24 protein-coding genes and 1 tRNA gene are annotated in these 22,617 nt (G+C 31.1%); 5 read left to right on the forward strand and 20 right to left on the reverse strand.

Features of this window, described 5'->3' with window-relative positions; all coding sequences use genetic code 11:
- Nucleotides 1–9: 9 nt before the first annotated feature.
- From HMPREF9131_RS03175 to HMPREF9131_RS03225, 11 genes are all read right to left on the reverse strand, one after another.
- Nucleotides 10–705: an ABC transporter ATP-binding protein gene (locus tag HMPREF9131_RS03175; protein ID WP_009345299.1), complete on the reverse strand. Its 696-nt coding sequence runs from the start codon at nt 703–705 to the stop codon at nt 10–12.
- On the reverse strand, nt 698–1,471 hold the full coding sequence (locus tag HMPREF9131_RS03180; RefSeq protein ID WP_004824447.1) for an ABC transporter ATP-binding protein: 774 nt from the start codon (nt 1,469–1,471) through the stop codon (nt 698–700). The genes HMPREF9131_RS03175 and HMPREF9131_RS03180 overlap by 8 nt, the downstream gene beginning before the upstream one ends.
- On the reverse strand, nt 1,464–2,459 hold the full coding sequence (locus tag HMPREF9131_RS03185) for a branched-chain amino acid ABC transporter permease (protein WP_009345307.1): 996 nt from the start codon (nt 2,457–2,459) through the stop codon (nt 1,464–1,466). The genes HMPREF9131_RS03180 and HMPREF9131_RS03185 overlap by 8 nt, the downstream gene beginning before the upstream one ends.
- A 2-nt stretch (nt 2,460–2,461) precedes the next feature.
- The gene (locus HMPREF9131_RS03190; RefSeq protein ID WP_009345335.1) at nt 2,462–3,349 is read right to left on the reverse strand and encodes a branched-chain amino acid ABC transporter permease; all 888 of its coding nucleotides are present in this window, start codon (nt 3,347–3,349) and stop codon (nt 2,462–2,464) included.
- A gap of 41 nt (nt 3,350–3,390) precedes the next feature.
- The gene (locus HMPREF9131_RS03195) at nt 3,391–4,557 is read right to left on the reverse strand and encodes an ABC transporter substrate-binding protein (protein WP_009345312.1); all 1,167 of its coding nucleotides are present in this window, start codon (nt 4,555–4,557) and stop codon (nt 3,391–3,393) included.
- A gap of 250 nt (nt 4,558–4,807) precedes the next feature.
- Nucleotides 4,808–6,415 carry a CTP synthase gene (locus tag HMPREF9131_RS03200; RefSeq protein ID WP_009345311.1) on the reverse strand — a complete coding sequence of 536 codons (1,608 nt, stop codon included), beginning with the start codon at nt 6,413–6,415 and terminating at the stop codon, nt 4,808–4,810.
- Nucleotides 6,416–6,423: 8 nt separating this feature from the next.
- Entirely contained in the window at nt 6,424–8,499 is a 2,076-nt protein-coding gene (locus HMPREF9131_RS03205) for a glutamine synthetase III (RefSeq protein ID WP_009345330.1), read from the reverse strand.
- A gap of 189 nt (nt 8,500–8,688) precedes the next feature.
- Nucleotides 8,689–9,801 (reverse strand): metal ABC transporter permease, encoded by a 1,113-nt coding sequence (locus tag HMPREF9131_RS03210; protein WP_004824450.1) that lies wholly within the window; start codon nt 9,799–9,801, stop codon nt 8,689–8,691.
- Nucleotides 9,798–10,679, reverse strand: a complete 882-nt coding sequence (locus HMPREF9131_RS03215; RefSeq protein WP_009345293.1) for a metal ABC transporter permease — start codon at nt 10,677–10,679, stop codon at nt 9,798–9,800. The genes HMPREF9131_RS03210 and HMPREF9131_RS03215 overlap by 4 nt, the downstream gene beginning before the upstream one ends.
- Entirely contained in the window at nt 10,672–11,394 is a 723-nt protein-coding gene (locus HMPREF9131_RS03220; RefSeq protein WP_009345297.1) for a metal ABC transporter ATP-binding protein, read from the reverse strand. The genes HMPREF9131_RS03215 and HMPREF9131_RS03220 overlap by 8 nt, the downstream gene beginning before the upstream one ends.
- A gap of 8 nt (nt 11,395–11,402) precedes the next feature.
- A complete protein-coding gene (locus HMPREF9131_RS03225) occupies nt 11,403–12,356 on the reverse strand; it encodes a metal ABC transporter solute-binding protein, Zn/Mn family (protein ID WP_009345294.1) in 954 nt (317 codons plus the stop codon).
- Between the two features lie 191 nt (nt 12,357–12,547).
- Between HMPREF9131_RS03225 and HMPREF9131_RS03230 the strand changes: the two genes are divergently transcribed.
- A tRNA-Pro gene (locus HMPREF9131_RS03230) sits at nt 12,548–12,624 on the forward strand.
- An 8-nt stretch (nt 12,625–12,632) separates the two neighbouring features.
- Here HMPREF9131_RS03230 and HMPREF9131_RS03235 read toward each other — a convergent pair.
- Nucleotides 12,633–13,157 carry a guanylate kinase gene (locus HMPREF9131_RS03235; protein WP_009345310.1) on the reverse strand — a complete coding sequence of 175 codons (525 nt, stop codon included), beginning with the start codon at nt 13,155–13,157 and terminating at the stop codon, nt 12,633–12,635.
- A 105-nt stretch (nt 13,158–13,262) separates the two neighbouring features.
- Between HMPREF9131_RS03235 and HMPREF9131_RS03240 the strand changes: the two genes are divergently transcribed.
- The 4 genes from HMPREF9131_RS03240 to HMPREF9131_RS03255 are packed head-to-tail and all read left to right on the forward strand — an operon-like array spanning nt 13,263 to nt 15,903.
- Nucleotides 13,263–14,330, forward strand: a complete 1,068-nt coding sequence (locus tag HMPREF9131_RS03240; protein WP_009345306.1) for an ABC transporter substrate-binding protein — start codon at nt 13,263–13,265, stop codon at nt 14,328–14,330.
- Nucleotides 14,302–15,042, forward strand: coding sequence for an ABC transporter permease (locus tag HMPREF9131_RS03245; RefSeq protein WP_009345327.1), 741 nt, complete (start codon nt 14,302–14,304; stop codon nt 15,040–15,042). Before HMPREF9131_RS03240 ends, HMPREF9131_RS03245 begins: the two co-directional genes overlap by 29 nt.
- A complete protein-coding gene (locus HMPREF9131_RS03250; protein ID WP_009345325.1) occupies nt 15,039–15,614 on the forward strand; it encodes an ATP-binding cassette domain-containing protein in 576 nt (191 codons plus the stop codon). The genes HMPREF9131_RS03245 and HMPREF9131_RS03250 overlap by 4 nt, the downstream gene beginning before the upstream one ends.
- Complete coding sequence (locus HMPREF9131_RS03255) at nt 15,601–15,903, forward strand: cupin domain-containing protein (RefSeq protein WP_009345303.1); 303 nt, start codon at nt 15,601–15,603, stop codon at nt 15,901–15,903. The genes HMPREF9131_RS03250 and HMPREF9131_RS03255 overlap by 14 nt, the downstream gene beginning before the upstream one ends.
- Before the next feature lie 168 nt (nt 15,904–16,071).
- Here HMPREF9131_RS03255 and HMPREF9131_RS03260 read toward each other — a convergent pair whose 3' ends face one another.
- The 8 genes from HMPREF9131_RS03260 to rpiB are packed head-to-tail and all read right to left on the reverse strand — an operon-like array spanning nt 16,072 to nt 22,611.
- Nucleotides 16,072–16,908 carry a 3-hydroxyacyl-CoA dehydrogenase family protein gene (locus tag HMPREF9131_RS03260; RefSeq protein ID WP_004823755.1) on the reverse strand — a complete coding sequence of 279 codons (837 nt, stop codon included), beginning with the start codon at nt 16,906–16,908 and terminating at the stop codon, nt 16,072–16,074.
- Nucleotides 16,909–16,917: 9 nt separating this feature from the next.
- Nucleotides 16,918–17,700 carry an enoyl-CoA hydratase-related protein gene (locus HMPREF9131_RS03265; protein WP_009345334.1) on the reverse strand — a complete coding sequence of 261 codons (783 nt, stop codon included), beginning with the start codon at nt 17,698–17,700 and terminating at the stop codon, nt 16,918–16,920.
- 1 nt (nt 17,701) lies between these two features.
- Entirely contained in the window at nt 17,702–18,889 is a 1,188-nt protein-coding gene (locus HMPREF9131_RS03270; RefSeq protein ID WP_009345315.1) for an acetyl-CoA C-acetyltransferase, read from the reverse strand.
- A gap of 14 nt (nt 18,890–18,903) precedes the next feature.
- A complete protein-coding gene (locus tag HMPREF9131_RS03275) occupies nt 18,904–19,320 on the reverse strand; it encodes a MaoC family dehydratase (RefSeq protein WP_004823751.1) in 417 nt (138 codons plus the stop codon).
- Nucleotides 19,321–19,356: 36 nt separating this feature from the next.
- The gene (wecB, locus tag HMPREF9131_RS03280) at nt 19,357–20,517 is read right to left on the reverse strand and encodes a non-hydrolyzing UDP-N-acetylglucosamine 2-epimerase (protein ID WP_009345332.1); all 1,161 of its coding nucleotides are present in this window, start codon (nt 20,515–20,517) and stop codon (nt 19,357–19,359) included.
- Nucleotides 20,518–21,567 carry a glycosyltransferase family 4 protein gene (locus HMPREF9131_RS03285; RefSeq protein ID WP_009345331.1) on the reverse strand — a complete coding sequence of 350 codons (1,050 nt, stop codon included), beginning with the start codon at nt 21,565–21,567 and terminating at the stop codon, nt 20,518–20,520.
- The gene (gene upp / locus HMPREF9131_RS03290; RefSeq protein ID WP_004823752.1) at nt 21,554–22,180 is read right to left on the reverse strand and encodes a uracil phosphoribosyltransferase; all 627 of its coding nucleotides are present in this window, start codon (nt 22,178–22,180) and stop codon (nt 21,554–21,556) included. Before upp ends, HMPREF9131_RS03285 begins: the two co-directional genes overlap by 14 nt.
- A complete protein-coding gene (gene rpiB, locus HMPREF9131_RS03295) occupies nt 22,177–22,611 on the reverse strand; it encodes a ribose 5-phosphate isomerase B (protein WP_009345328.1) in 435 nt (144 codons plus the stop codon). Before rpiB ends, upp begins: the two co-directional genes overlap by 4 nt.
- Nucleotides 22,612–22,617 lie beyond the last annotated feature (6 nt).

Genomic DNA, 22,617 nt, shown 5'->3' on the forward strand with positions numbered 1-22,617 from the left:
ATCTTAAACTTATTCTCCTAAATATGCTGTTTTTATTGTTGGGTCATTCTTAAGTTCTTTAGCGCTACCTTCTTTTACAATTTTTCCTGTTTCTAATACATAGGCCCTATCAGATACTTCAAGTGCTAGATTTGCATTTTGTTCAACTAACAGCATAGTAATTTTTTCTTCTCTTAACATTTCTATTACTTTGAAAATTTTTTCAACATATAAGGGTGAAAGACCCATGGAAGGTTCATCTAGAAGTAAAAGTTTAGGTCTTGACATTAAAGCTCTACCCATAGCAAGCATCTGTTGTTCTCCACCAGATAAAGTTCCTGCTAACTGATTTTTTCTTTCTTCTAGTATTGGGAACATTTGATAAATTCTATTTAAAATTTTTGTATTATCTTCCTTTATTAAAAAAGAACCTAGATGCAAATTATCATAAACTGAAAGACCAGTAAATACTCTTCTTCCTTCTGGAACTTGTGCAATACCAAGTGCTGTAATTTGATTAGCTTTTAATTTTGAAATATTTTTTCCCATAAATTCTAATTTTCCACTTTTAGGGATTAAACCTGATATGCTTTGCAAGGTTGTGGTTTTACCTGCACCATTTGCACCAACAAGGCATATTGTTTCTCCCTCTTCTACGTGAAAATTGATTTCTTTTATAGCATGAATATTTCCATAATATACATCTAATTTATTTACCTTAAGCACCTCTGACACCTCCCAAATAAGCTTCTACAACTTTAGGATTATTAATTACTTCTTTTGGATCTCCTTGATGCAAGATTTGACCATAGTTTAATACCATAAGTCTTTGACATATTCCAAGAACAAGTTTCATATCATGTTCTATTAACAATATTGTTATGTTAAATTTATCTCTTATTAAATTAATGGTTTCCATCAATTCTTCAGTTTCTTTCGGATTCATGCCTGCTGCTGGTTCATCTAATAATAGAAGAGATGGTTTTGTTGCCATTGCTCTTGCAATTTCAAGTTTTCTTTGTTGACCATAAGATAAGGATTCAGCAGGTAATGACCAATATCTGTCTAAATCAAATATTTTAAGCATTTCAATTGCTTTTTCATTGATTTCATTTTCTTCTTTCCAATATTTTGGAAGTCTAAACATCCCAGTAAAAACTCCATAAGACATCTGTCTATTAGATGCAACTTTTACATTTTCAAGCACAGTCATCTTTTGAAAAAGCCTTATATTTTGAAAAGTTCTGGCTATTCCCATTTTTACAATTTTATAAACTCCCAAACCGCTTATTTTTGAACCGTTAAGAAAAATTTCTCCTTCTGTTGGATTGTAAACACCTGTGATCATATTAAAAACAGTAGTTTTTCCTGCACCATTAGGACCTATAAGACCTAAAAGTTCTCCTTTTTCTATTGTAAGGTTAAATTTATTTACAGCCTTTAAACCACCAAATTCTATACCTACATCTTTGCATTCCAAAACTTTATTCATGTTCATCACCCTTCGCTCTTAAAAATTTTCTCTTATCCGAGCTAGTTATAATATCAAAAACTTTATGAAGTGAGAATTCTTTTCTTCCCAACAAACCAACTGGTCTAAATATCATCATAACTATCAATACTAATGAGTAAATTACCATTCTATATGATGCAAATGACCTCAAAATTTCAGGAATTATAGTAAGAACTGTTGCTGAAATTACAGAACCGGTAAAAGAACCCATACCTCCTAGTACAACCATAACTAAAATATCGAAAGATTTGTTATAGTCAAAAATTTTAGCATCAATTACCCCAATATTTTGTGCATAAATGGCTCCAGCAAGACCAGCAAAAAAAGCTGAAAGTGAAAAAGCAAAAGTTTTGTAAAATGTTACATTTATGCCAGATGCTTCAGATGCTATTTCATCTTCTCTTATAGATAAGACCGCCCTGCCATGTCTAGTTGTCATGACAGAATACATTAAGGTTACGCATATTATCATGATTACATAGATGATATCAAAACTTTTCATCATTGGAATGCCGCTTAAACCTTGTGCTCCACCTGTAAAATTAAAATATTCTATCAAAACTCTTATAATTTCACCAAAGGCAAGAGTTACAATAGCTAAATAATCTCCTTTTAATCTTAAGGCAGGTAAACCAATAATAATTCCAAAAATAAATGCAACGAATCCACCAAAGAAAAGGCTCAATATATATCCTGCCATTCCTGGAACAATAGCTGATTTTGCAAATAAAGCTGCACTATATGCACCAATTGACATAAATCCAGCATGACCAAGGGTGATTTGACCCAAGTTACCTACTGTTATATTTAAAGATGTAGCTAAAATTATGTTAATAGCGACCATTCTCAAAACAGTTAATGAATATCTATTTACAATTCCTTGTCTATTTAAAAATAAAATTATTCCATAAAGACCTATTAAAAGTAAAAAAGCTAATATATAAGTTAATATATTTTTTCTATTCATACTTACACCTTTTCCTTTACATTTTTCCCTAAAAGACCTGTTGGTTTAATTAAAAGTACAATTATAAGAATGGAAAATACAATAGCATCTGCAAGTTTTGATGATAGATAAGCACGTGTCAAAGCTTCAACTATTCCAAGTAATAGTCCACCTATAACTGCACCTGGAACTAAACCTATTCCACCAATAACTGCGGCTGTAAAAGCTTTTATTCCAAGCATTGAACCCATTAAAGGCTGAGCTTGTGCATAAGTGCCCATATATAAGACTGCCGCAACTCCTGCAAGAGCCGAACCAATTCCAAAAGTTAATACCATAGCATTATCAACATTTATGCCTACAAGTTGTGCAGCTTTAGAATCTTCAGATGTGGCAATTAAAGCTTTTCCCATCTTAGTTCTAGTCATAAAATATTGAAGTGCTACTGTTAAAATTGCAGTTATCACTATGGTTATAAGAGAAATAAAAGGAATTTCTAATGAGCCTAATTTTACTATCTGAGTTTTAAATAAAGATTGAGTAGACATAGCTCCAGCACCAAAAAATAACATTACAATGTTTTGTAAAAATAATGAAACGCCTATAGCTGTAATTAAATTTGAAATTCTTGGAGAATTTCTTAGAGGTCTGTAAGCTACCCTTTCAATGAAAAGTCCTAAAATTGTGCATAAAATAACCGCTGGTATAATTGATAACCACAAGGGTGCACCAATTTTTGCTAAACATAATGTTGTTGAAAAGACAACAGTATAAGCACCTATCATTATTATTTCACCATGAGCAAAATTTATTAATAAGGCAATACCATATACCATTGTGTATCCCAAAGCTACTAGAGCATAGATTGAGCCAAGGGAAAGCCCGTTTATTATTTGTAATATGAATCCCATAATACCTCCAAAAAAAGGGCAGTAAACCTGCCCACTTTTTATTATTCTACAAATGAATCTAAAACATATTGTCCGTTTTTTATAGTTAAGATTGCACTAGATTTGATAGGATTATTATTCTCGTCAAATTTAAGTGAGCCTGTAACTCCATCAATTGTAGTATTTTTCAAAGCTTCTATAACATCTTCATGCTTTAGTGATTTTGCATTCTCAAAAGCATTTTTATAAACATAAACGGCATCATAACCTAAGGCTGAGAAAGCAGATGGATCTTCATTGTATTTTTTTCTATAATTTGTAACAAAATTCTTAACAACTTCTTTTTGGTCATCAACATAATAATGGTTAGTAAAATAACAATTTTCAAGTATTTTGTCATCACCTTGTGCTACTGTTGAAAGCACTCCATCCCATCCATCAGGTCCAAGAATTTTTGCGTTAATTCCTAAATCAGCAACTTGTTTTGCAATTACAACATCATTTTCATAATAATCTGGAACAAGTATTACTTCAGGATTTTTTGACTTTATATTTGTAAGCTGAACTTTAAAATCTTTATCTGTAGCTCCATATCCTTCATCAGCTACAACTTGAATTCCTTTTTCTTTAGCTTGCTTGATGAAAGCATCAGCAACTCCATTTGAATAGTCTGAAGAAGTGTTTCTTAAAACTGCTGCAGATTTTACCTTCAAATTATTTGAAGCGAAATTTGCAAGTATAACTCCTTGACCAGGGTCTGTAAAGCAAATTCTAAATACGTTAGGTTTTCCTTCTGTAATTGAGTTCATTGTTCCTGTAGGGGTAATAATTGGCATATTATCCTCTTGTGAATTTTCAGCAATTGCCAAAGATGGTTTTGATGTAACAGCACCTATGATACCATCAGCACCTTCTTCAACATATCTAGAATATAAATTCATAGCTTCAGTTGAATCTCCCTTATCATCACCAGTTGCATAATTAATTTTTTTACCATTTATTCCGCCAGCCTCATTAATTTCATCTATGGCAAGTTTTATTCCGTTTTCAGTTGTTTTTCCATAAATAGCAACGGCTCCTGTCTTTGGTCCCATACTTCTTAAAATAATTTCATCAGACGAATCTTTTCCTTGTTCGCCCTTACTTGCTTCGTTGACATTATCAGTAGTACCACATGCTGTTAAAACTAGCATAAAGGCTAATAATGCAAATAAAATTTTCTTTTTCATAATTTTCCCCCCATTTTTAAAAAAATTTTTCCTAATTATAACACTATTTTTGACCAATTAGAAGATATATTTTTAAATTTTAAAAAGTTCAACTGTTTAATTTATATATTTATAGAGTTAAAGTTTAAATTGATAATATGTTATATAGATAATAGTGTCCCTCTTACTGGTAACTAAGCCCGATAGAGCTTAAATAAAATATTTTTGAAATAAAAAATGCAGGATATAAATCCTGCAAATTAAATTATTTTTATTTATTTATTTGTTTTTTATTTTCAATACTTGCTCTTATAAATCCGTTAAATAATGGGTGAATTTTTGTAGGTCTTGATTTGAATTCCGGATGAAATTGGCAAGCTAAGAAAAATGGATGGTCTTTACACTCTATTATTTCTACAAGATCTAAATCTTCATTTATACCAGAAAATTCTACCCCTGCTTTTCTTACAAGGCCTCTGAAGTCATTATTAAATTCATACCTATGTCTGTGACGTTCTTCAATTTTTTCCTTACCATACAATTTTCTTGCCAAAGTATTTTCTTCTAATGAGCATGGAAAATTACCAAGTCTTAGAGTTCCTCCTAAATTCTCTACAGATTTTTGATTTTCCAATAAATCTATTATTGGGTATGGTGTTTCTGGATTAATTTCTGTAGATGAGGCTCCTTTAAGCCCTAATTTATTTCTAGCTATGTCAATAAGTGCAATTTGTAGACCGTAGCAGATTCCAAAGTAAGGAATTTTATTTTCTCTTGCAAATTTTGAAGTTAAAATCATTCCTTCAGTTCCTCTTTGACCAAAACCACCAGGAACTATAATTCCATTTACTCCTTGTAAAATTGATGTATCTTTTTCAACATCTTCAGAATCTATCCATTTTATTTTTACCTTGTATCCATTTTCATATCCTGCATCAAATAAAGCTTGAGTTACTGATAAGTACGCATCATGAAGGCTAACATACTTTCCTACAAGAGCTATATTTAATTCTTCCTTGGCTTTCTTAAATCTTTCTACCATTTTGGACCATTTGTATTCAGATTTTTTTTGATTTTTTAAGTCCAGTTTATTTAAAATATATTCATCAAGACCTTGCCTATGAAAAACAATTGGTACTTCATAGATAAGCTCAGCATTTTCAGATTGAACTATAGCCTCCATAGGAACATCACAAAACAGTGAAATTTTTTCTTTTATTGATTCAGTTATTACCCCGTTTGATCTAATTATTATTACATCCGTCTTTATTCCGTTTGACATTAATTCCTTAAATGAATGTTGGGTAGGTTTTGTTTTTAATTCGTCAGAGCCTGGTATATTTGGTACTAAAACCGTATGAACAAATAAAACATCTTCAATTTTATTTTCTGAGTGAATTTGTCTAATGGCTTCTAAAAAAGGTAGAGATTCAATATCTCCAACAGTTCCACCAATTTCTGTTATCACAACATCTGCCTTTGATTCTTTTGCAGCTTTATAAACTGAATTTTTTATAGCATCAGTTATATGAGGAATAACTTGAACCGTTGCACCGTTATAATCTCCTCTTCTTTCTCTTGCAATAACTTTTGAATATATCTTTCCTGTAGTTATGCTTGCTTCCTTAGTGAGTTCCTCATCAATGAATCTTTCATAATGACCTAAGTCAAGGTCTGTTTCTGCTCCATCATAGGTTACAAAAACTTCTCCATGTTGATAAGGACTCATTGTTCCTGGGTCAATATTTAGATATGGGTCAAATTTTTGCATAAAAACGCTTAGACCTCTATCTTTTAAAAGCCTTCCAATAGAAGCTGCAGAAATTCCCTTGCCTATTCCTGAAACAACTCCTCCTGTTACAAAAATATATTTTGTCATATTTCCTCCTAATCTAATGAATTAAACATATCTTCATAAGTGGGAAGATTTAAATTCTTCCTGCTTATTAAAACTTCAACTTTATCAGAAACTTCTCTTATATCTAGCACTTTTTCGTGCAAATCATTTTGTGTAAATTTAGCCTTGTCTTCTAAATTTTCAATCTTAACAGCGTGTTCATAAGAAAGTTTTAAATCAAAATATTTATTATATAGATCACTTAAACAATTATTAATTGTATCATATATTTTCTTTAATTCCTTGTTTTCAGTGAATTTTAAAATCTCTTCTATATCTCTAAGCTCACTTTGCAAAGATTGGCAGATATCCTTAGTCAGCATAGAAAGAAGTGTCTTAACTTCAAGTAAATTATAATTAATAATTTCCTTACATGAAATTTCATATAAAGCTCTCAATTCATTAGAGGTAAAGATATTTGAATCAATAAAAATCTTTTTCAAATCCAAATTTTTTGCATCTAAAAGGGCTTCTAAATAATTTTTGTGATTTTTTAATCCTCTTTTTATAGCTTCTTCTTTCCATTCTTTTGAATAATTATCGCCTGAATAAACAATATCTCCATGTTTTTTCATAACATCTTTAACAATTTCAAGAACTTTTTTTCTCAAATTAATCTTGTCATCTTTATATGGCATAAGTATATCTTTCATTTCACCCAAAACTTCAGCCATTGCAGCGTTAAGACATATATTAATATCAGAAGCATTTTTTGAAGAACCAAGCATTCTAAATTCAAACTTGTTTCCTGTAAAAGACATGGCAGAAGTCCTATTTCTGTCAGATGCATCAAGAGGTATGTCCTTTAAAGAGTAGGCTCTAAATTTACTTTTTGAATCATTACTATACTCTTCATCATCCCTGATGGCATTAAATAAATCTTCCAAATCAGATCCCAAAAATACGGAAATAATTGCCGGTGGAGCTTCAAGACCACCCAATCTGTAGTCATTTGACGGAGAAGATGAGCATAATCTAAGCAAAGTTTGATATTTATGGCAAACTTTTATAATAGCTGCTGTAAAAAGTAGAAAAACATTGTTATTGTAGGGGTCTTCGCCTGGTTCAAAGCAGTTAAGACCATAGTTTGTAGTTATGGAATAATTGTTATGCTTACCACTACCATTTACTCCATCAAAGGGCTTTTCGTGTAGTAGACATACCATACCATGCTTTAAAGCTTCTTCTTTTAAAATATTCATGCATAAAAGGTTATCGTCAATTGCTACATTGGCATTTTCAAAAATACTTGCCAACTCAAATTGCAATGGTGCATTTTCATTATGTTCTGTTTTTGAATAAATGCCCAGTTCCCAAAGCCTCTTATCTACATCCTTATAAAATTCTTCTACTCTTTTTGGAATTTGACCAAAATATCTATCCTCAAACTCTTGACCCTTTGGTGATGGGGCTCCAACGAGAGTTCTTCCAATGTTTATAAGATCAGATCTTTTATCATAAAGTTTTTTATCAACTAAGAAAAATTCTTGTTCCAAACCAACCTTAACACGCATCCTGTAAGCGTGAGTATCTGAAAATAAATTTACAATATCCCTTCCTACATCAGATAGAATATTGCAAGAATCCAAAAGTGGTCCTCTCTTGTCAAGTTTTTCTCCATAATAAGACATGAAAATTGTTGGAATATATAAAACATTTCCAATAATAAAAGAATTTGCAGTTAAATCCCAATAAGTGTAGCCTCTTGCTTCAAAGGTTGAACGCATACCTCCAGATGGGAAAGATGAAGCATCGGGCTCTCCTTTTATTAATTCTTTTCCAGAAAATCTTTCAATAGGATCTCCGTCAACTGTCCTATCTAAAAATGCTACATATTTTTTTGCAGTATGACCATTTAAGGGTTGAAACCAATGTGCAAAATGTGTTGCTCCATTTGCAATAGCCCAATCTTTCATGGCATGAGCAATGGCATCAGCACTCTCCTTATCTAAATCTTTTTCTACCCTTTGAGCATCTTTCCATTTTAAGTATATTGGATAAGGTAGTTTTTCTTTCATCTTTTCCTTATTAAAAACTTTAACTCCAAAATTTTCAGTGGTCTTCATTCATTATCCTCCTACAGTTAGATTCCCTCCATACCATCCTGGTAAAATATTGTGGACGTTTGAGAAACTTGCCTATTAACAATAAAAAATGGCAGAAATTATTTCTGCCATTATGAAAAAAACTTCTTCGGTTTTTTTTTATTTTATTGCTTTTTTTATTCTTTGTCAAGATATTAATTGGTTAAATCCCTAACATAAATTATAATCTCTTAAAAGTTCCCTGTATTTTTCAACACCTTTAGTATTTAAATTATACATTTTTTTCTTACAATCTCTATCTATGTAAGATTTTTTTGTTAAATACTCCAAAACTTTTTCTAAAGTTTTATTATCCCAGTTCAGATAAGTATTTATTGTTGCAAAACCAAGCTTATTTTGAGCATCTTCTTCTTGTGCACTATCACCAATATAGATTAAAAGCAGATGAATTTTTACTAATTGTTTATTTTTTCGTCTTAGAAAAATTTCTGTTATCAAACCTCTTTTGTTAAATAATAGAACTAAGAAAAATAGAATTCCTGATACTGTGGCAGTCATTCCTGCCATTGATACATTAAAGGCATATCCAAAAATAAAACCTAAATAAGAACTTATTAAAGAAAATAAAGCAGATAAAATTAATAAATTTTTTAATTTCGTTGTTAATAAAAATGCAGTAGCACCAGGAACTATAAAAAAGGATATAACTAATATTGCCCCGACTGAGTCAAAGGATACAACTGCTGTTAAAGAACTTAGTGCCATTAAAGAGTAAAATAACATTAAAGAAGAAAATCCACTTATTGTTGAAAAATCTGGATCAAAAGTTGTAAGTTTAAGCTCTTTATAAAATACAGTAATAAAAGTTAAATTAATAAGTAAAATTAAACTTGATGATATTAGTGCCTTTGGAACTTCTATAGATAAAATATTTACAGTATTTAAAGGTGCTAAAATAACTTCTCCCATCAAAACAACATCTGTGTCTATATGAACATTTCTTGCATATTTAGATATAAGTATTACAGCCAATGAAAAGAATAAGGGGAAGATTATTCCGACTGCATCATCATTTTTAACAAGACCTGTACTCGATAAAGTTTCAATGGCAAAAACAGTTAAAAGACCAAATATTGCTGCTCCTATTATTAGAAAATTAGATGAAATATCACCACAGACAAAATATGCCAAAACTATTCCCAAAAGAACACTGTGACTTATGGCATCGGTTACCATAGATAAATTTCTAAAAATTAAAAAAACTCCAATCAGACTACAGGACAAAGAAGTCATAAAAAGTATTAAAAAAATCATTTTATTCATTTATATTTACTCCTTTTCCTATAATTTGCCAAATACCCTTTAGGTCCGAATATCAGAGATAAAAATGCAAGTATTGTCATAGTTACAATAATAGTCGGTCCTGTGCTCATTCCTGAATAAACTGTTGAAATATAAGTTCCTGTGATGGCAGAAAATCCTCCCACAAAAGATGCGATTACCATAACTTTAAAAAAATTATTAGACCATTGCAAGGCAGTTATAGCTGGTACAATTAAAAGAGAAGAAATTAAAATCGCCCCAACAAGCTTTAAGCCTGCACCAATAACACTCATAGAACATAGCATAATAATCCCATAAACTATCTTACAATTTATGCCTATACTTTGAGCATAAACTTCATCAAAAACAAAAAGTTTAATCTCCTTGTAAAAAATTCCAATAAGTAGTAATGATAATAAAGAAATTATAGATATGAGTTTCACATCCGCCATAAGCATATACGCAGCTTGACCAAAAATATAATTTTGCAAGCCAGATTGTGAAGCTTTAAGAAAATTGGGATTTCCTTGAATATAGGATTTCAAAACCATACCCATACCAAAAAAAGTTGATAAAACGACGGCTAAAATTGTATCTAGGCTGATTTTTGTATTTTTATTTACAATTTGTATCAATATAAAAGCTATAGACCCGGAAAAAATTGCTCCCAAAAGAAGAATCAAAGGCTCTCTTCTTTCAAATAAAATAAAAGCAAGTACAAGTCCTGGAAAACTGCTATGCCCTATTGCATCTCCAATTAAAGATTGACCCTTTAAAACTGTAATAGTTCCAAGACTTGCAGCCGCAATTGATAAAAATAAGGTTCCTAAAGCTACAACTAAAAATGCATAAGAACTTATAACTTCATATTTAAACAAGAAATTCCCCTCCAAAAGCCATCTCAATATTTTCGCTTGTAAAAACATTATTTACAAGACCCTGAGCAATTATTCTTTTGTTAATAATTACCAAATGGTCAAAATATTTTTTTATAGTATTTAAATCATGATGAACAACTATGGAAGTTTTTCCCATTTTTTGTGAATCCCTCAAAAATTCCATGATAATTCCTTCAGTTTTTTTATCAACACCTGCCAAAGGTTCATCCATAAAATATATATTTGCATCAGATGCAATTGCTCTTGCAATAAAAACTCTTTGCTTTTGACCTCCTGAAAGCTGTGATATCTGCCTATCTCTATATTGACTTAAACCTATTTTTTCTATTGCATCAAGGGCTTTTTTCTTATCGCTTTTATTAGGTCTTTTAATCCAACCACAATGAACATATCGCCCCATTAAAACCACATCAAAAACTGTTGTTGGAAAATCCCAATTAACAGAAGAAGATTGAGGTATATAAGCAATCTCTTTCTTCACATCCTTCAAGTTTTTGCCTTCAATCTCAATCTTCCCGGAAAGGATTTTTTTTAAACCTAAAATACCTTTTAAAAGAGTAGATTTCCCTGCTCCATTAGGTCCAACTATGGCGGTAATAGAATTTTTTACAAAATCTATATTATTATCCCATAATACAGGTTTGTCATTATAAGCAATAGTTAAATTCTTTACACTTATAACTGTATCCTTCATTATTTCACCTATTTTAAATTATCTACAATCAAATCAACATTATGTTTATACATATCTATATAATTATCACCATCTTGACCAGATGGAGCTAAAGAATCGGAAAATAATTCATTTCCATCTCCAGATACAACTTTCACATCAAATCCTTTAGACTTACACATTTCTTTTAACTTTTCCATCCTTGCAGGGTCAGTTGTTGATTCTGCAAATATTGCCGGTACTTTATGTTCAACAATAAAATTAGCAGTGCTTTCAATATCCTTATTTGCAACTTCTGAATCAGTAGAAACACCTTGTGGTGCAACAACTTTTATATTGTATGCTCTTGAAAAATAATTAAATGCATCATGGGGAGTTATAAGATATCTTGAGCTTTCTTTGATTTCTCCAAGCCTTTTCTTATTATAAGCATCTAAATCATCAAGTTTTTTCAAATAATTTTGTAAATTTTTATCAATATCTTCTTTATGTTCTGGTACAAGTTCATCTAAGGCTTTTGCAGCATTTTCACAAGCAAGCTTATATAAAGAAATATCAAACCAAAAATGCGGATCTACAATAGTTTTTCCGCCTTCATCCATTTGTCCGATTTTATCCTTAGGAAAATTAGCCGATAAATCTACACCATTTTTTTCTAAGATATCAACCATCTTTCCTTCAAAATGAAGACCGTGGAACAAAACTAAATCGGCATTTGTAATTTTTTCAACATCCTTAGTTTTTGGAATATAAAGATGTGGATCTTCTCCTGCTGGAATTACCATGTCAACATCAACATAATCTCCAGCCAAAACTTTTGTCATATCATATAAAAATGATGTTGTTGTAGTTACCATCTTTTTAGATTCTGCAACTTCAGTTTTTTGTGAATCGCTAGTATTAGCTTTATTTGTATTGTCTTTTGATTGTCCACAAGCTGTTAAACCTATCAATAAGACAAAAAGTAATAATAATTTTTTCATATAACCTCCAAAATAAATTTAGGCATAATTATTAAGTTAGCCTAACCTAACAGAATTATATAATAAAAATCATTACCATTCAATCTTTTTTTTACAAAAAAATAGGATATCTTTAAAAGATCCTACTCTTAACATCTGCCTTATTTTAAAATTGCAATTACAAGTTTTTTATTGTAAAATATAAAACGTATCGGGGTGTAGCGCAGCTTGGTAGCGCGCATGGTTCGGGACCATGAAGCCGGAGGTTCAAATCCTCTCACTCCGACCATTTTTATATCATGAATTTTTTATTATCTTTAATACTTCATTTAATGTATGAACTTCACTTTTATCTGCACTTATCTTGTAATCACACATAGATGAAAAATCAAATACTTCTTTCATTCTTTTTTTTATCGTTTCTTCATTTTCGTTTCTAATTTCTAATCTTTTTTCTCTAGTACTATCATCTAAATCAAGATAAATACATTTAGCTTTTGGAATTAACTTTTTTATCTTCTCAAGTCCATTTTGGTCAACTATTATTATCATTGGATTTTTTGATTTTTCCGCTTTTTCTAAGTCGCTTTTTAATGTTCCATAAAAATTTCCCGCATACTTTGTCGGTCCAATAAATTCATCGTTATTATATCTTTTTAGAAATTCTTCTCTGTCAATAAAAAAATAATCAACACCATGGATTTCACCAGGTCTTTTTGGTCTTGTCGTGTAAGTTATAATTCTATTGTACCCACGGTCTTTTAAATCTTTAGCTAAGGTGGATTTTCCACTTCCAGAATTGCCTACTATAATATAAAGCATCTATGCCTCCCTTGTTCTTTTCATTTTAGTATAGCATAATTTTGAAAAAATTTTGAAACTTTGTGCTATACTAGAGTTAAATATTTTAAAAATAGGGAGTGTATTATGAAAAAGAAATTATATTCATTATTTACTATTTTTCTAATTTCAACACTTATGCTTACAGCCTGTGGTCAAGGAGCAAATAGTGCAAATTCTAAGGAAAATAACAAAAACACAGCAAATGCTGCTGTAAACAATAAAAAAGATACAGAAGAAAATAAATCTACTGATGAAAGCTCAAAGGTAGATATAAAACTTGGAGCTTTGAAAGGACCTACATCTTTAGGTTTAGTAAAACTTTTTGATGATTCCGATAATAAGAATGCATCAAATAATTACAATTATGAAATTTTCAACTCACCTGATGAAGTTGTAACAAAAATTGTAAAGGGAGAACTTGACTTAGCAGCAGTTCCTGCTAACTTAGCAGCAGTTTTATACCAAAAAACTCAAGGAAAAATTAAAGTTTTAAATATTAATACTCTTGGTGTTTTATATATTGCATCAAAGCAAGATATAAAATCACTAGATGACTTAAAAGGAAAAACAATTATAACTTCAGGTAAAGGTGCAACACCGGAATATGCTTTAAGATATGTATTAAAACAATCAGGTATTGACCCCGACAAAGACCTTACAATTGATTTTAAATCTGAACATACAGAAGTAGTCGGTGCTTTAGCAGCCGATGAAAATGCTATTGTAATGCTTCCAGAACCATTTTTAACTGTTGCAAAAACTAAAGTCCAAGGCTTAAAAACCAACCTTTCTTTAACTGATATTTGGGATAAATTACCTGGAGATTCTCAACTTGTAACAGGCGTAATGATTGGAAGAAGTGATTTTATTGATGAAAACAAAGATGCAGTTAATAGTTTCTTAGAAGAATACAAAAAATCTGTAGAATATGTCAATAAAAATACAGAAGAAGCCGCAAAATTATCTGAAAAATATGATATAGTAAAAGCTCCAATTGCCCAAAAAGCAATTCCTTCTTGCAATATTCATTTTGTAAGCGGTGATGAAATGCAAAAAGTTTTAAGCGCATACTTAAAAACACTTTTTGACCAAGATCCAAAAGCAGTAGGAGGTAAACTGCCTGATGAAAACTTCTACTACAAAGAAGCTTAAAAAATTTTCAGTTGCAATATTTTGGATAGTAATTTGGCAAATTTTTGCCCTATTAATTAATGAGGAGATACTGATTGTATCTCCTTTTAAAGTTTTCTTAAAAACCTTAGAGAATTTACAAGATAAAACTTTTTACCTTGCTATTTTTAATACAAGTTGGAAAATTCTTATGGGATTTTTGTTAGGACTTTTTATAGGAGTTATACTTAGCTTTATCTCATATAAATTCAAGACATTTAAAGATTTTATATATCCTCTAGTCCAATTTATAAAATCTGTACCTGTAGTTTCATTTATAATGCTACTGTTGATGTTTTTAAATTCTAAATACTTATCTGTATTTATACCTGCAATTATGAGTTTTGCGATTTTTTATACAAATATTCTAGAAGGTCTACTTTCCATAGATTATAAGATTTTAGAAATGGCAAAAATTTTTTCCATATCAACTAAAAATAAGCTTAAATATATATATCTTCACTCCCTAAAACCCTATCTTTATTCAGGTGCATCTCTTGCCATGGGCATCTCCTTTAAAGCTGGACTTTCAGCCGAGGTAATCGGAATAGCTGATAAGACTATTGGTAGAATGCTCTATGAATCAAAAGTTTATTTAGATATAGCAAATCTTTTTTCTTATACCTTTGTGGCAATGATAATAGCCATAATTTTTGAAAAAATCATCCTTTTCATCTTAAGGAGGTTCTTATGATAGTATCTTTAAAAAATATTTATAAATCATTTAAGAATAAAAAAGTATTTGATAACTTTTCGTTGGAAATTGGAGAAAACGAAAAAGTAGCCATTATTGGTAAAACAGGTGTGGGTAAAACTACACTTATAAATTTAATACTAAAAAATATAGAAGCTGATAAGGGTCAAGTTTTTGTAACAGATAAAATATCTGTAGTCTTTCAAGAAAATAGGCTTTTAGAAGATTTTACCGCATATGAAAATTTAAATATTATTTGTCCCATGACTAAAGAAAAATGCGAAGAATATTTATCTCTTATGAAATTAGATGGAAATGCAGATACCCTGGTCAAAAATTTATCAGGAGGTATGAAAAGAAGGCTTGCACTTTTAAGAGCCTTAATTTATCCTTGCCAACTTCTAATTTTAGATGAAGCAGTAAGAGAAATTGATGAAGAAACTAGAAAAGTAATACTTGATAGCATTAAATTATTTTTAGATAAGAAGACACTCATTTACATCAGCCACGACTACGATGACATAAAAAAATTAGGAATAGAAAGGGTAATTAATTTAGATGAAAAGATTTAATATATTTGAAAATGTACATTTTTCTGAAGATAAAGAAATAGAAGAAATTATTTTTGAAAATCAAAACATAAAAGCTTTAAGAATAGTGTCTTTAAACCAAAAGACAGATTTTATGAAAGAAGAAAATTTGGAACTTGTCCTTGTTGCAAGAGGAAAAGCTAAATTATTAATAAATGATGAAATTATAAACTTAAAAGAAGGAGATTTCTTAGAGATACCAGCAAACACTTCCCACAAAATAATCGAACAAGAAAATGTAATTTGGTATTGTATATTTTCGAAAAAATAATAATACAAAAGTTGAATTTACTTGATGATTACATAAAAATTACTTATGATTTCTTATAAGTTCTATTTATTTTAGAAATATTATATAAAATCTCAATAAAAAAGATGCTAAAAACAGATTATCTATTCCTTAGCATCTCTTTTTTATATATAAGAGTTTAGTCTTTTATTAATATTTATAAAAACCTTCTTTAGTTTTTCTACCCAATAGACCTGCTCTAACCATCTTTTTAAGTAATGGATGTGGTCTGTATTTTGGATCAGCAAATTCGCTATAAAGAACTTCCATAATTGCAAGAACTATATCTAGTCCTACTAAATCTCCAAGTTCAAGTGGTCCCATTGGGTGATTAGCTCCAAGTTTCATTGCTGTATCTATATCTTCTTTTGAAGCTACTCCTTCTGCATAGATTCCAATAGCTTCATTTATCATTGGTATAAGAATTCTATTTACAACAAATCCTGGTGCTTCTTCAACTTCAACTGGAGTCTTTCCTATTTCTTTTGCAAGGTTAATTATTGTTTCTTTAACTTTTGCATCAGTTTTTTGTCCTGAAATTACTTCTACTAATTTCATTAGAGGAACTGGATTGAAGAAGTGCATTCCTATAACTTTTTCAGGTCTTTTTGTTGCTTGACCAATATCTGTTATTGATAATGAAGATGTGTTTGAAGCAAGGATTGTTTTTTCTTGACAAACTTCATCTAATTCAGCAAATATTGATTTTTTTATCTTAGGATTTTCTGTTGCTGCTTCTATAATTAAGTCGCAATCCTTAATATCTTCAATATTTGGTGACAAAGTTATATTTGAAATGGCTTTTTCCATTTCTTCTTTTGTCATTCTTTCTTTTGATACATTTTTTTCGTATCCTTTTTTTATTTTTTCCATTGCATTTTTCAGTGCATCTGGATTTATATCTCTTACAACAACTTGGTGATAGGCAGCCATTGATTGTGCAATTCCTGCGCCCATGGTGCCTGAACCAATTACAGCTATTTTCATTTTTTCTCCTTATTTACCAATAAAATTAGCCTTTTTCTTATTTAAAAAGGCATTCATACCCTCTCTTTGGTCATCTGTTGAGAACAAAAGACCAAAAGATGTTCTTTCAATTTCCATTGCTGTTTCAATATCTGTTTGAGAACCACTTTCTATGGCTGATTTTGAATATTGAATTGCCTTTGGTGCTTTGCTTGCTATTAATTGTGCCATTTCTAAAGCCTTATCTAAAAGCTCATCAGCTTCGTAAACGTGATTTACAAGTCCCCATCTTTCTGCTTGTTCGGCATCAATCATTTTTGCTGTGAATATCATTTCTTTAGCATATCCTGGTCCTATTGCTCTTATAAGCCTTTGAGTACCACCGAAGCCTGGAATAATACCTAAGCCTACTTCAGGTTGTCCAAATTTAGCACGTTTTGATGCAATTCTTATATCACAGGCTAAGGCAATTTCGCATCCACCGCCAAGGGCATAGCCATTTACAGCAGCAATTACAGGTTTCTTACCTTTTTCTATTTTCATAAGCGTATCCATACCAAGCTTACCGAAATCATAGCCTTCAGTGGCTGAAAGTGTAGCCATTTCACCAATATCTGCACCAGCTACAAAAGATTTTCCTGCACCTGTTAAAATTACTACATTTACATCATCATCTTCAAATATATTTTCAAAAAAATCGCTAAGTTCTTTTAATACTTCAGTATTTAAAGAGTTTAATGTTTTTTCTCTAGAAATTGTAAGGACAACTATTCCGTTGTCCTTACAATCAACTTTCAAATATTTATAATCCATTTTAGTCCCTTCCGACAACTAAAGCAGTTCCCATTCCTCCGCCTATACAAAGAGTTGCAAGACCCTTCTTGGAATCTCTTTTTTGCATTTCGTATAGTAAAGTTGTCAAAATTCTTGCGCCACTTGCTCCAATTGGGTGACCAATTGCTATAGCTCCACCATTTACATTAACTTTAGAAATATCAAATTTCATAACTTGATTTACTGCACAAGCTTGTGCTGCAAAAGCTTCGTTTGCTTCAATTAAGTCTAAGTCATCTGCTGTAAGTCCTGCTAACTTTAGGGCTTTTGTTGATGATGGAATAGGTCCTGTACCCATAACTTTAGGATCAACACCACAAGTTGCATAAGAAATAATGTATGCAAGTGGAGTTACTCCAAGTTCTTTAGCCTTAGATTCTTTCATAACTATTAACATTGCTGCTCCATCGTTTATACCTGAAGCATTACCTGCTGTTACTGTACCGCCATCTTTTTTGAAAGCTGGTTTTAATTTAGCTAAGGATTCTACAGTTACTCCATCTCTAATAAATTCATCATCTTCAACTACTGTAACTTTTCCCTTACGTCCCTTAACTTCAACAGGTACGATTTCGTCTTTAAATCTTCCTTCTGCTCTTGCTTTTGACGCGTTATTTTGAGATCTGCAAGCTAATTCATCTTGCATTTCTCTAGTTATTCCATATTTTTCAGCAACATTTTCTGCTGTAATTCCCATGTGGTAATCATTAAATGCATCCCAAAGACCATCTTTGATCATTAAGTCAACTAATGTTTTGTCATTCATTCTTGCTCCCCATCTAGAGCTTGGAATACCATACATTGAAGCTGACATACTTTCACTACCACCAGCTAAAACAATTTCTGCATCTCCAGCTTTTATTACTTGGGCTGCAAGTGAAACTGCTCTTAGACCTGAACCACAAACTATATTTATTGTTACTGCTGGGCATTCTTTTGGAATTCCAGAACCTAAAACTATTTGTCTTGCAACGTTTTGTCCTTGTCCTGCTTGCAAAACATTTCCAATGTAAGCTTCATCAATCATTTCTGGAGATACTTTCGCTCTCTTCATTGCTTCTTTTACAGCTACGATACCTAATTCTACAGGTCCTACTGTTTTAAATGCTCCACCAAAAGCACCTACTGGAGTTCTTGCTGCTGATGCTATAACTATTCTATCTTCCATTTTTTTCCTCCTTGTCATGCACGTGGTGGCATAACACTTGCCACTCCTTCTAAAACTACTTCACCTTTTTGATTTGTGCATGTTGTTTTTAATTTTAAAATTTTTTCCTTAACGATTTCGGTGGCCTCAACTTTTGCAGTTATGGTGTCACCAAAATAAACAGGTTTGGTGAATTTTAATTCTTGCCCAAGGTAAATAGTTCCAGGTCCAGGAAGTTGCATTCCTAAAACCGCAGATACAAGCCCTGCTGTTAGCATACCGTGGGCTACTCTCGTTTTAAAGATTCCTTTTTCAGCTTCTACCTCATTGATATGGGCTGGATTTAAATCTCCTGTAATACCAGCATAGGTATATACATCACTTTCCGTAATTGTCTTCGTAAAACTGGCACTGTCTCCAATTTTAATTTGGTCCATGGTTTTCCCTTTCATGTTTTACCTCCTTAGACATTTCACTCATATTATACCCTAAAAAAAGTCTAATAATAGACGTTTTTCACCAATTTTACATTTTGAAAAAAATTTATATATTTTTTCTAAAATTTCTACAATTCGTATAGAAGCTTTCCCATCTCCATAAGGATTTACAGCCTTACTCATTTTATCATAAACTTTTTTATTGTCTAGAAGTTCTATGATATTTTTATACACATTTTCTTTTTTTACACCGATTAGCTTTGCAGTTCCAGCTTCTACGCCCTCTCTTCTTTCTGTTTCATTTCTAATTACTAAAACAGGTTTACCCAAAGATGGGGCTTCTTCTTGAACTCCTCCGGAATCAGTTACAACAAATTTAACCTTATTCATCAAGTTTGAAAAAGGTAGGTATGATAGGGGTTCAATTAAATGAACTCTATCTAAACCATCAAAATGCCTGTGAGCAATCTCTCTTATAAGAGGATTTAGATGCATAGGAAATATTACTTCTACATTTTCTCTTTCATTAACTATTTCTGAAAAAGCTGAAAATATATCTTCCATGGGTTTTCCCCAATTTTCACGTCTGTGTGAAGTGAGTAATATTACATCTTTATTTTTATAGTCAATATTATTTAACAAGTCATTTTCAAATTTGTAATTATCTTTTACCGTATATTTTAGAGCATCAATTACTGTATTTCCAGTAACAAAAATATTCTTTTCATCATATCCTTCCTTCAAGAGATTGTTTTTATTGTTTTGTGTTGGTGCAAAATTAAAGTTTGAAATTACTGATACTAATTTCCTATTTGCTTCCTCAGGATATGGTGAATAAATATTTCCTGACCTTAGACCTGCTTCTATATGGCCTATTTTTATTTTTTTATAAAAAGCTGCAAGTGCCGCAGCAAATACAGTTGTTGTATCTCCTTGCACTAAAAGTATATCCGGTTTTTGCTCATCTAAAATATTTTCAAGCCCTCGTAGACTTTGTGTTGTAATGTCTGTAAGACTTTGTCCTTTTTTAAAAATATTTAAGTCAAAATCGGGTTTAATATTAAAAATTTTTAAAACTTGGTCAAGCATCTGTCTATGTTGACCAGTTACACATATTAAACTTTCAATGTTTTTGTGTTTTTCAATTTCTTTTATAACAGGAGCCATTTTTATTGCTTCAGGTCTGGTTCCAAATACAAATAAAACTTTCATTTATTCCTCCTTATTTGAAATCATTCCACTAAATATTCCTATTAATATTATAGCAACTATTATTAGAATTGAAACGATTAAACCTACTTGAGATTTGAAATCAGCAATAAAATTAGCCAAAATTCCAAATATAATAGAAATGCTATATAAGATTAATACTGTTTGTTTTTGATTTAATCCTTTTGCTAGTAGTCTATGATGAAGATGACCTTTATCAGCTTCCACTATTGATTTTCCATGCAATTTTCTTCTAACCATAGCAAAGGCTGTATCAAAAACAGGCACTCCTAGGGCTAAGAGAGGAACAAACATCATCAGTATAGCTGCTTGTTTCATTACTCCTTGAATTGTTATAAAGGAAAGCATAAAACCTAAGTATAAGGCTCCTGTATCCCCCATAAATATTTTTGCTGGGTTAAAATTGTAAGGCAAAAATCCCAAGCATGCACCTGCAACTAGAACACAAATAAAGGTAACTGCTATATGGTTTATTCTTCTCGTGATAAAAAACATTGATATGGCACATATCATTGATATACCTGCTGCCAAACCATCTAATCCATCTATCAAATTAATAGTATTTGTGATTCCACATACCCAAAAAATTGTTATCGGTATTGAAAGTAAATTTATAAGTTCTAGCATTTGTTCAGCTTCAAAAGGATTTGTAAAAAATTCTATTTTTACCCCACCTATTATCAAGCATACCGCTGCAAGAACCTGAAAGAGAAGTTTCATCTTTGGACTCAAACTTTTCTTATCATCAATAAGTCCTGAAACAACAATAATAGTTGAACCTATAAGCAACATAACAAGCATCCTGTCTAATTTTAAAAAATAAAGACTGAGGATACTTATTACTATATACATTCCCAAGCCACCACCTATGGGCATAGGCTTGTTGTGCATCCTTCTGTTGTCCTTTGGTATATCTAGAAAATTAAACTTTTTTGCAAGGTATATAACTACTGGTGTTATAAGTAAAGTGAAAACAAAAGCTAATAAAAAAGGCTTTAAATAATATTTAATTATCATATTATTTTGTACCAAACAATCTATCTCCGGCATCTCCTAAACCGGGCAAAATATATCCGTGTTCATTTAAACATCTATCAACTTCACAAACATAAATATCTACATCTGGATGTTTTTCTTGAACTGCTTTTATGCCTTCAGGTGCTGCAAGTAAGTTCAAACTTTTTATCTTTGTAGCTCCTTTTGCTTTCAATTCATCAATAGCTTCTACTAAAGTTCCTCCTGTTGCAAGCATCGGATCAAGAAGAATTACTAATCTGTTTTCAATATCTTTTGGCAGTTTGCAATAATAAGTTACTGGTTTTAATGTTTCTGGATCCCTATACATTCCTATATGACCAACTCTTGCAGAGGGTACAATTGTTAAAAGTCCATCAACCATTCCAATACCTGCTCTTAATATTGGAACTATACTTATTTTTTTACCAGAAATTTCTTGACCAACCGTTTTTTCAAGAGGTGTTTCAATATCAATATCTCTCAACTCTAAATCTCTTGTAACTTCATATCCCATTAGAGTTGCAATTTCAGTTGTTATTTGTCTAAATTCCATAGAACTTGTTTCTTTCTTTCTAAGTATGGTCATCTTATGCTTTATTAATGGATGATCCATTATTTTTAAACTCATAAATCCTCCTCTATTTTTTCTACTCTTCTTATATGTCTACCGCCTTCAAATTTGCTTTGAACAAAAGTATCTACAATTTCTTTTGCCATATCAAGCCCTATTAATCTTGCTCCCATAGCAAGCATATTGCAATTATTATGATTTCTAGAAAGCTTTGCGCTCAATGGTTCTGAGCAAAGGGCACATCTTATTCCTTTTACCTTATTGGCAGATATTGAAATTCCGATGCCTGAACCGCAAATAACTATTCCGTAATCAACACTTCCATTTTGAACTGTCTTTGCGACTTTATGTCCAAAATCAGGATAATCACATCTTTGATCAGAAAAACTTCCACAATCTATTGTTTCTATTTGTTTTTCTTGCAAATATTTTTTAATGTCTTCTTTGAGATGAAATCCTGCATGGTCGCTACCTAATGCTATTTTCATTTTACC

The sequence above is a fragment of the Peptoniphilus sp. oral taxon 836 str. F0141 genome (genome assembly GCF_000179335.1).
Lineage (GTDB): Bacteria > Bacillota > Clostridia > Tissierellales > Peptoniphilaceae > Peptoniphilus_A > Peptoniphilus_A lacrimalis.

Coding starts and splice junctions, on each gene's coding strand:
- HMPREF9131_RS03180 (WP_004824447.1), bottom strand. CDS start 1,471: ATGAATAAAGTTTTGGAATGCAAAGATGTAGGTATAGAATTTGGTGGT.
- HMPREF9131_RS03185 (WP_009345307.1), bottom strand. CDS start 2,459: ATGAATAGAAAAAATATATTAACTTATATATTAGCTTTTTTACTTTTA.
- HMPREF9131_RS03190 (WP_009345335.1), bottom strand. CDS start 3,349: ATGGGATTCATATTACAAATAATAAACGGGCTTTCCCTTGGCTCAATC.
- HMPREF9131_RS03195 (WP_009345312.1), bottom strand. CDS start 4,557: ATGAAAAAGAAAATTTTATTTGCATTATTAGCCTTTATGCTAGTTTTA.
- HMPREF9131_RS03200 (WP_009345311.1), bottom strand. CDS start 6,415: ATGACAAAATATATTTTTGTAACAGGAGGAGTTGTTTCAGGAATAGGC.
- HMPREF9131_RS03205 (WP_009345330.1), bottom strand. CDS start 8,499: ATGAAGACCACTGAAAATTTTGGAGTTAAAGTTTTTAATAAGGAAAAG.
- HMPREF9131_RS03210 (WP_004824450.1), bottom strand. CDS start 9,801: ATGAATAAAATGATTTTTTTAATACTTTTTATGACTTCTTTGTCCTGT.
- HMPREF9131_RS03220 (WP_009345297.1), bottom strand. CDS start 11,394: ATGAAGGATACAGTTATAAGTGTAAAGAATTTAACTATTGCTTATAAT.
- HMPREF9131_RS03225 (WP_009345294.1), bottom strand. CDS start 12,356: ATGAAAAAATTATTATTACTTTTTGTCTTATTGATAGGTTTAACAGCT.
- HMPREF9131_RS03235 (WP_009345310.1), bottom strand. CDS start 13,157: ATGCTTTATATTATAGTAGGCAATTCTGGAAGTGGAAAATCCACCTTA.
- HMPREF9131_RS03240 (WP_009345306.1), top strand. CDS start 13,263: ATGAAAAAGAAATTATATTCATTATTTACTATTTTTCTAATTTCAACA.
- HMPREF9131_RS03245 (WP_009345327.1), top strand. CDS start 14,302: ATGAAAACTTCTACTACAAAGAAGCTTAAAAAATTTTCAGTTGCAATA.
- HMPREF9131_RS03250 (WP_009345325.1), top strand. CDS start 15,039: ATGATAGTATCTTTAAAAAATATTTATAAATCATTTAAGAATAAAAAA.
- HMPREF9131_RS03255 (WP_009345303.1), top strand. CDS start 15,601: ATGAAAAGATTTAATATATTTGAAAATGTACATTTTTCTGAAGATAAA.
- HMPREF9131_RS03260 (WP_004823755.1), bottom strand. CDS start 16,908: ATGAAAATAGCTGTAATTGGTTCAGGCACCATGGGCGCAGGAATTGCA.
- HMPREF9131_RS03265 (WP_009345334.1), bottom strand. CDS start 17,700: ATGGATTATAAATATTTGAAAGTTGATTGTAAGGACAACGGAATAGTT.
- HMPREF9131_RS03270 (WP_009345315.1), bottom strand. CDS start 18,889: ATGGAAGATAGAATAGTTATAGCATCAGCAGCAAGAACTCCAGTAGGT.
- HMPREF9131_RS03275 (WP_004823751.1), bottom strand. CDS start 19,320: ATGAAAGGGAAAACCATGGACCAAATTAAAATTGGAGACAGTGCCAGT.
- wecB (WP_009345332.1), bottom strand. CDS start 20,517: ATGAAAGTTTTATTTGTATTTGGAACCAGACCTGAAGCAATAAAAATG.
- upp (WP_004823752.1), bottom strand. CDS start 22,180: ATGAGTTTAAAAATAATGGATCATCCATTAATAAAGCATAAGATGACC.
- rpiB (WP_009345328.1), bottom strand. CDS start 22,611: ATGAAAATAGCATTAGGTAGCGACCATGCAGGATTTCATCTCAAAGAA.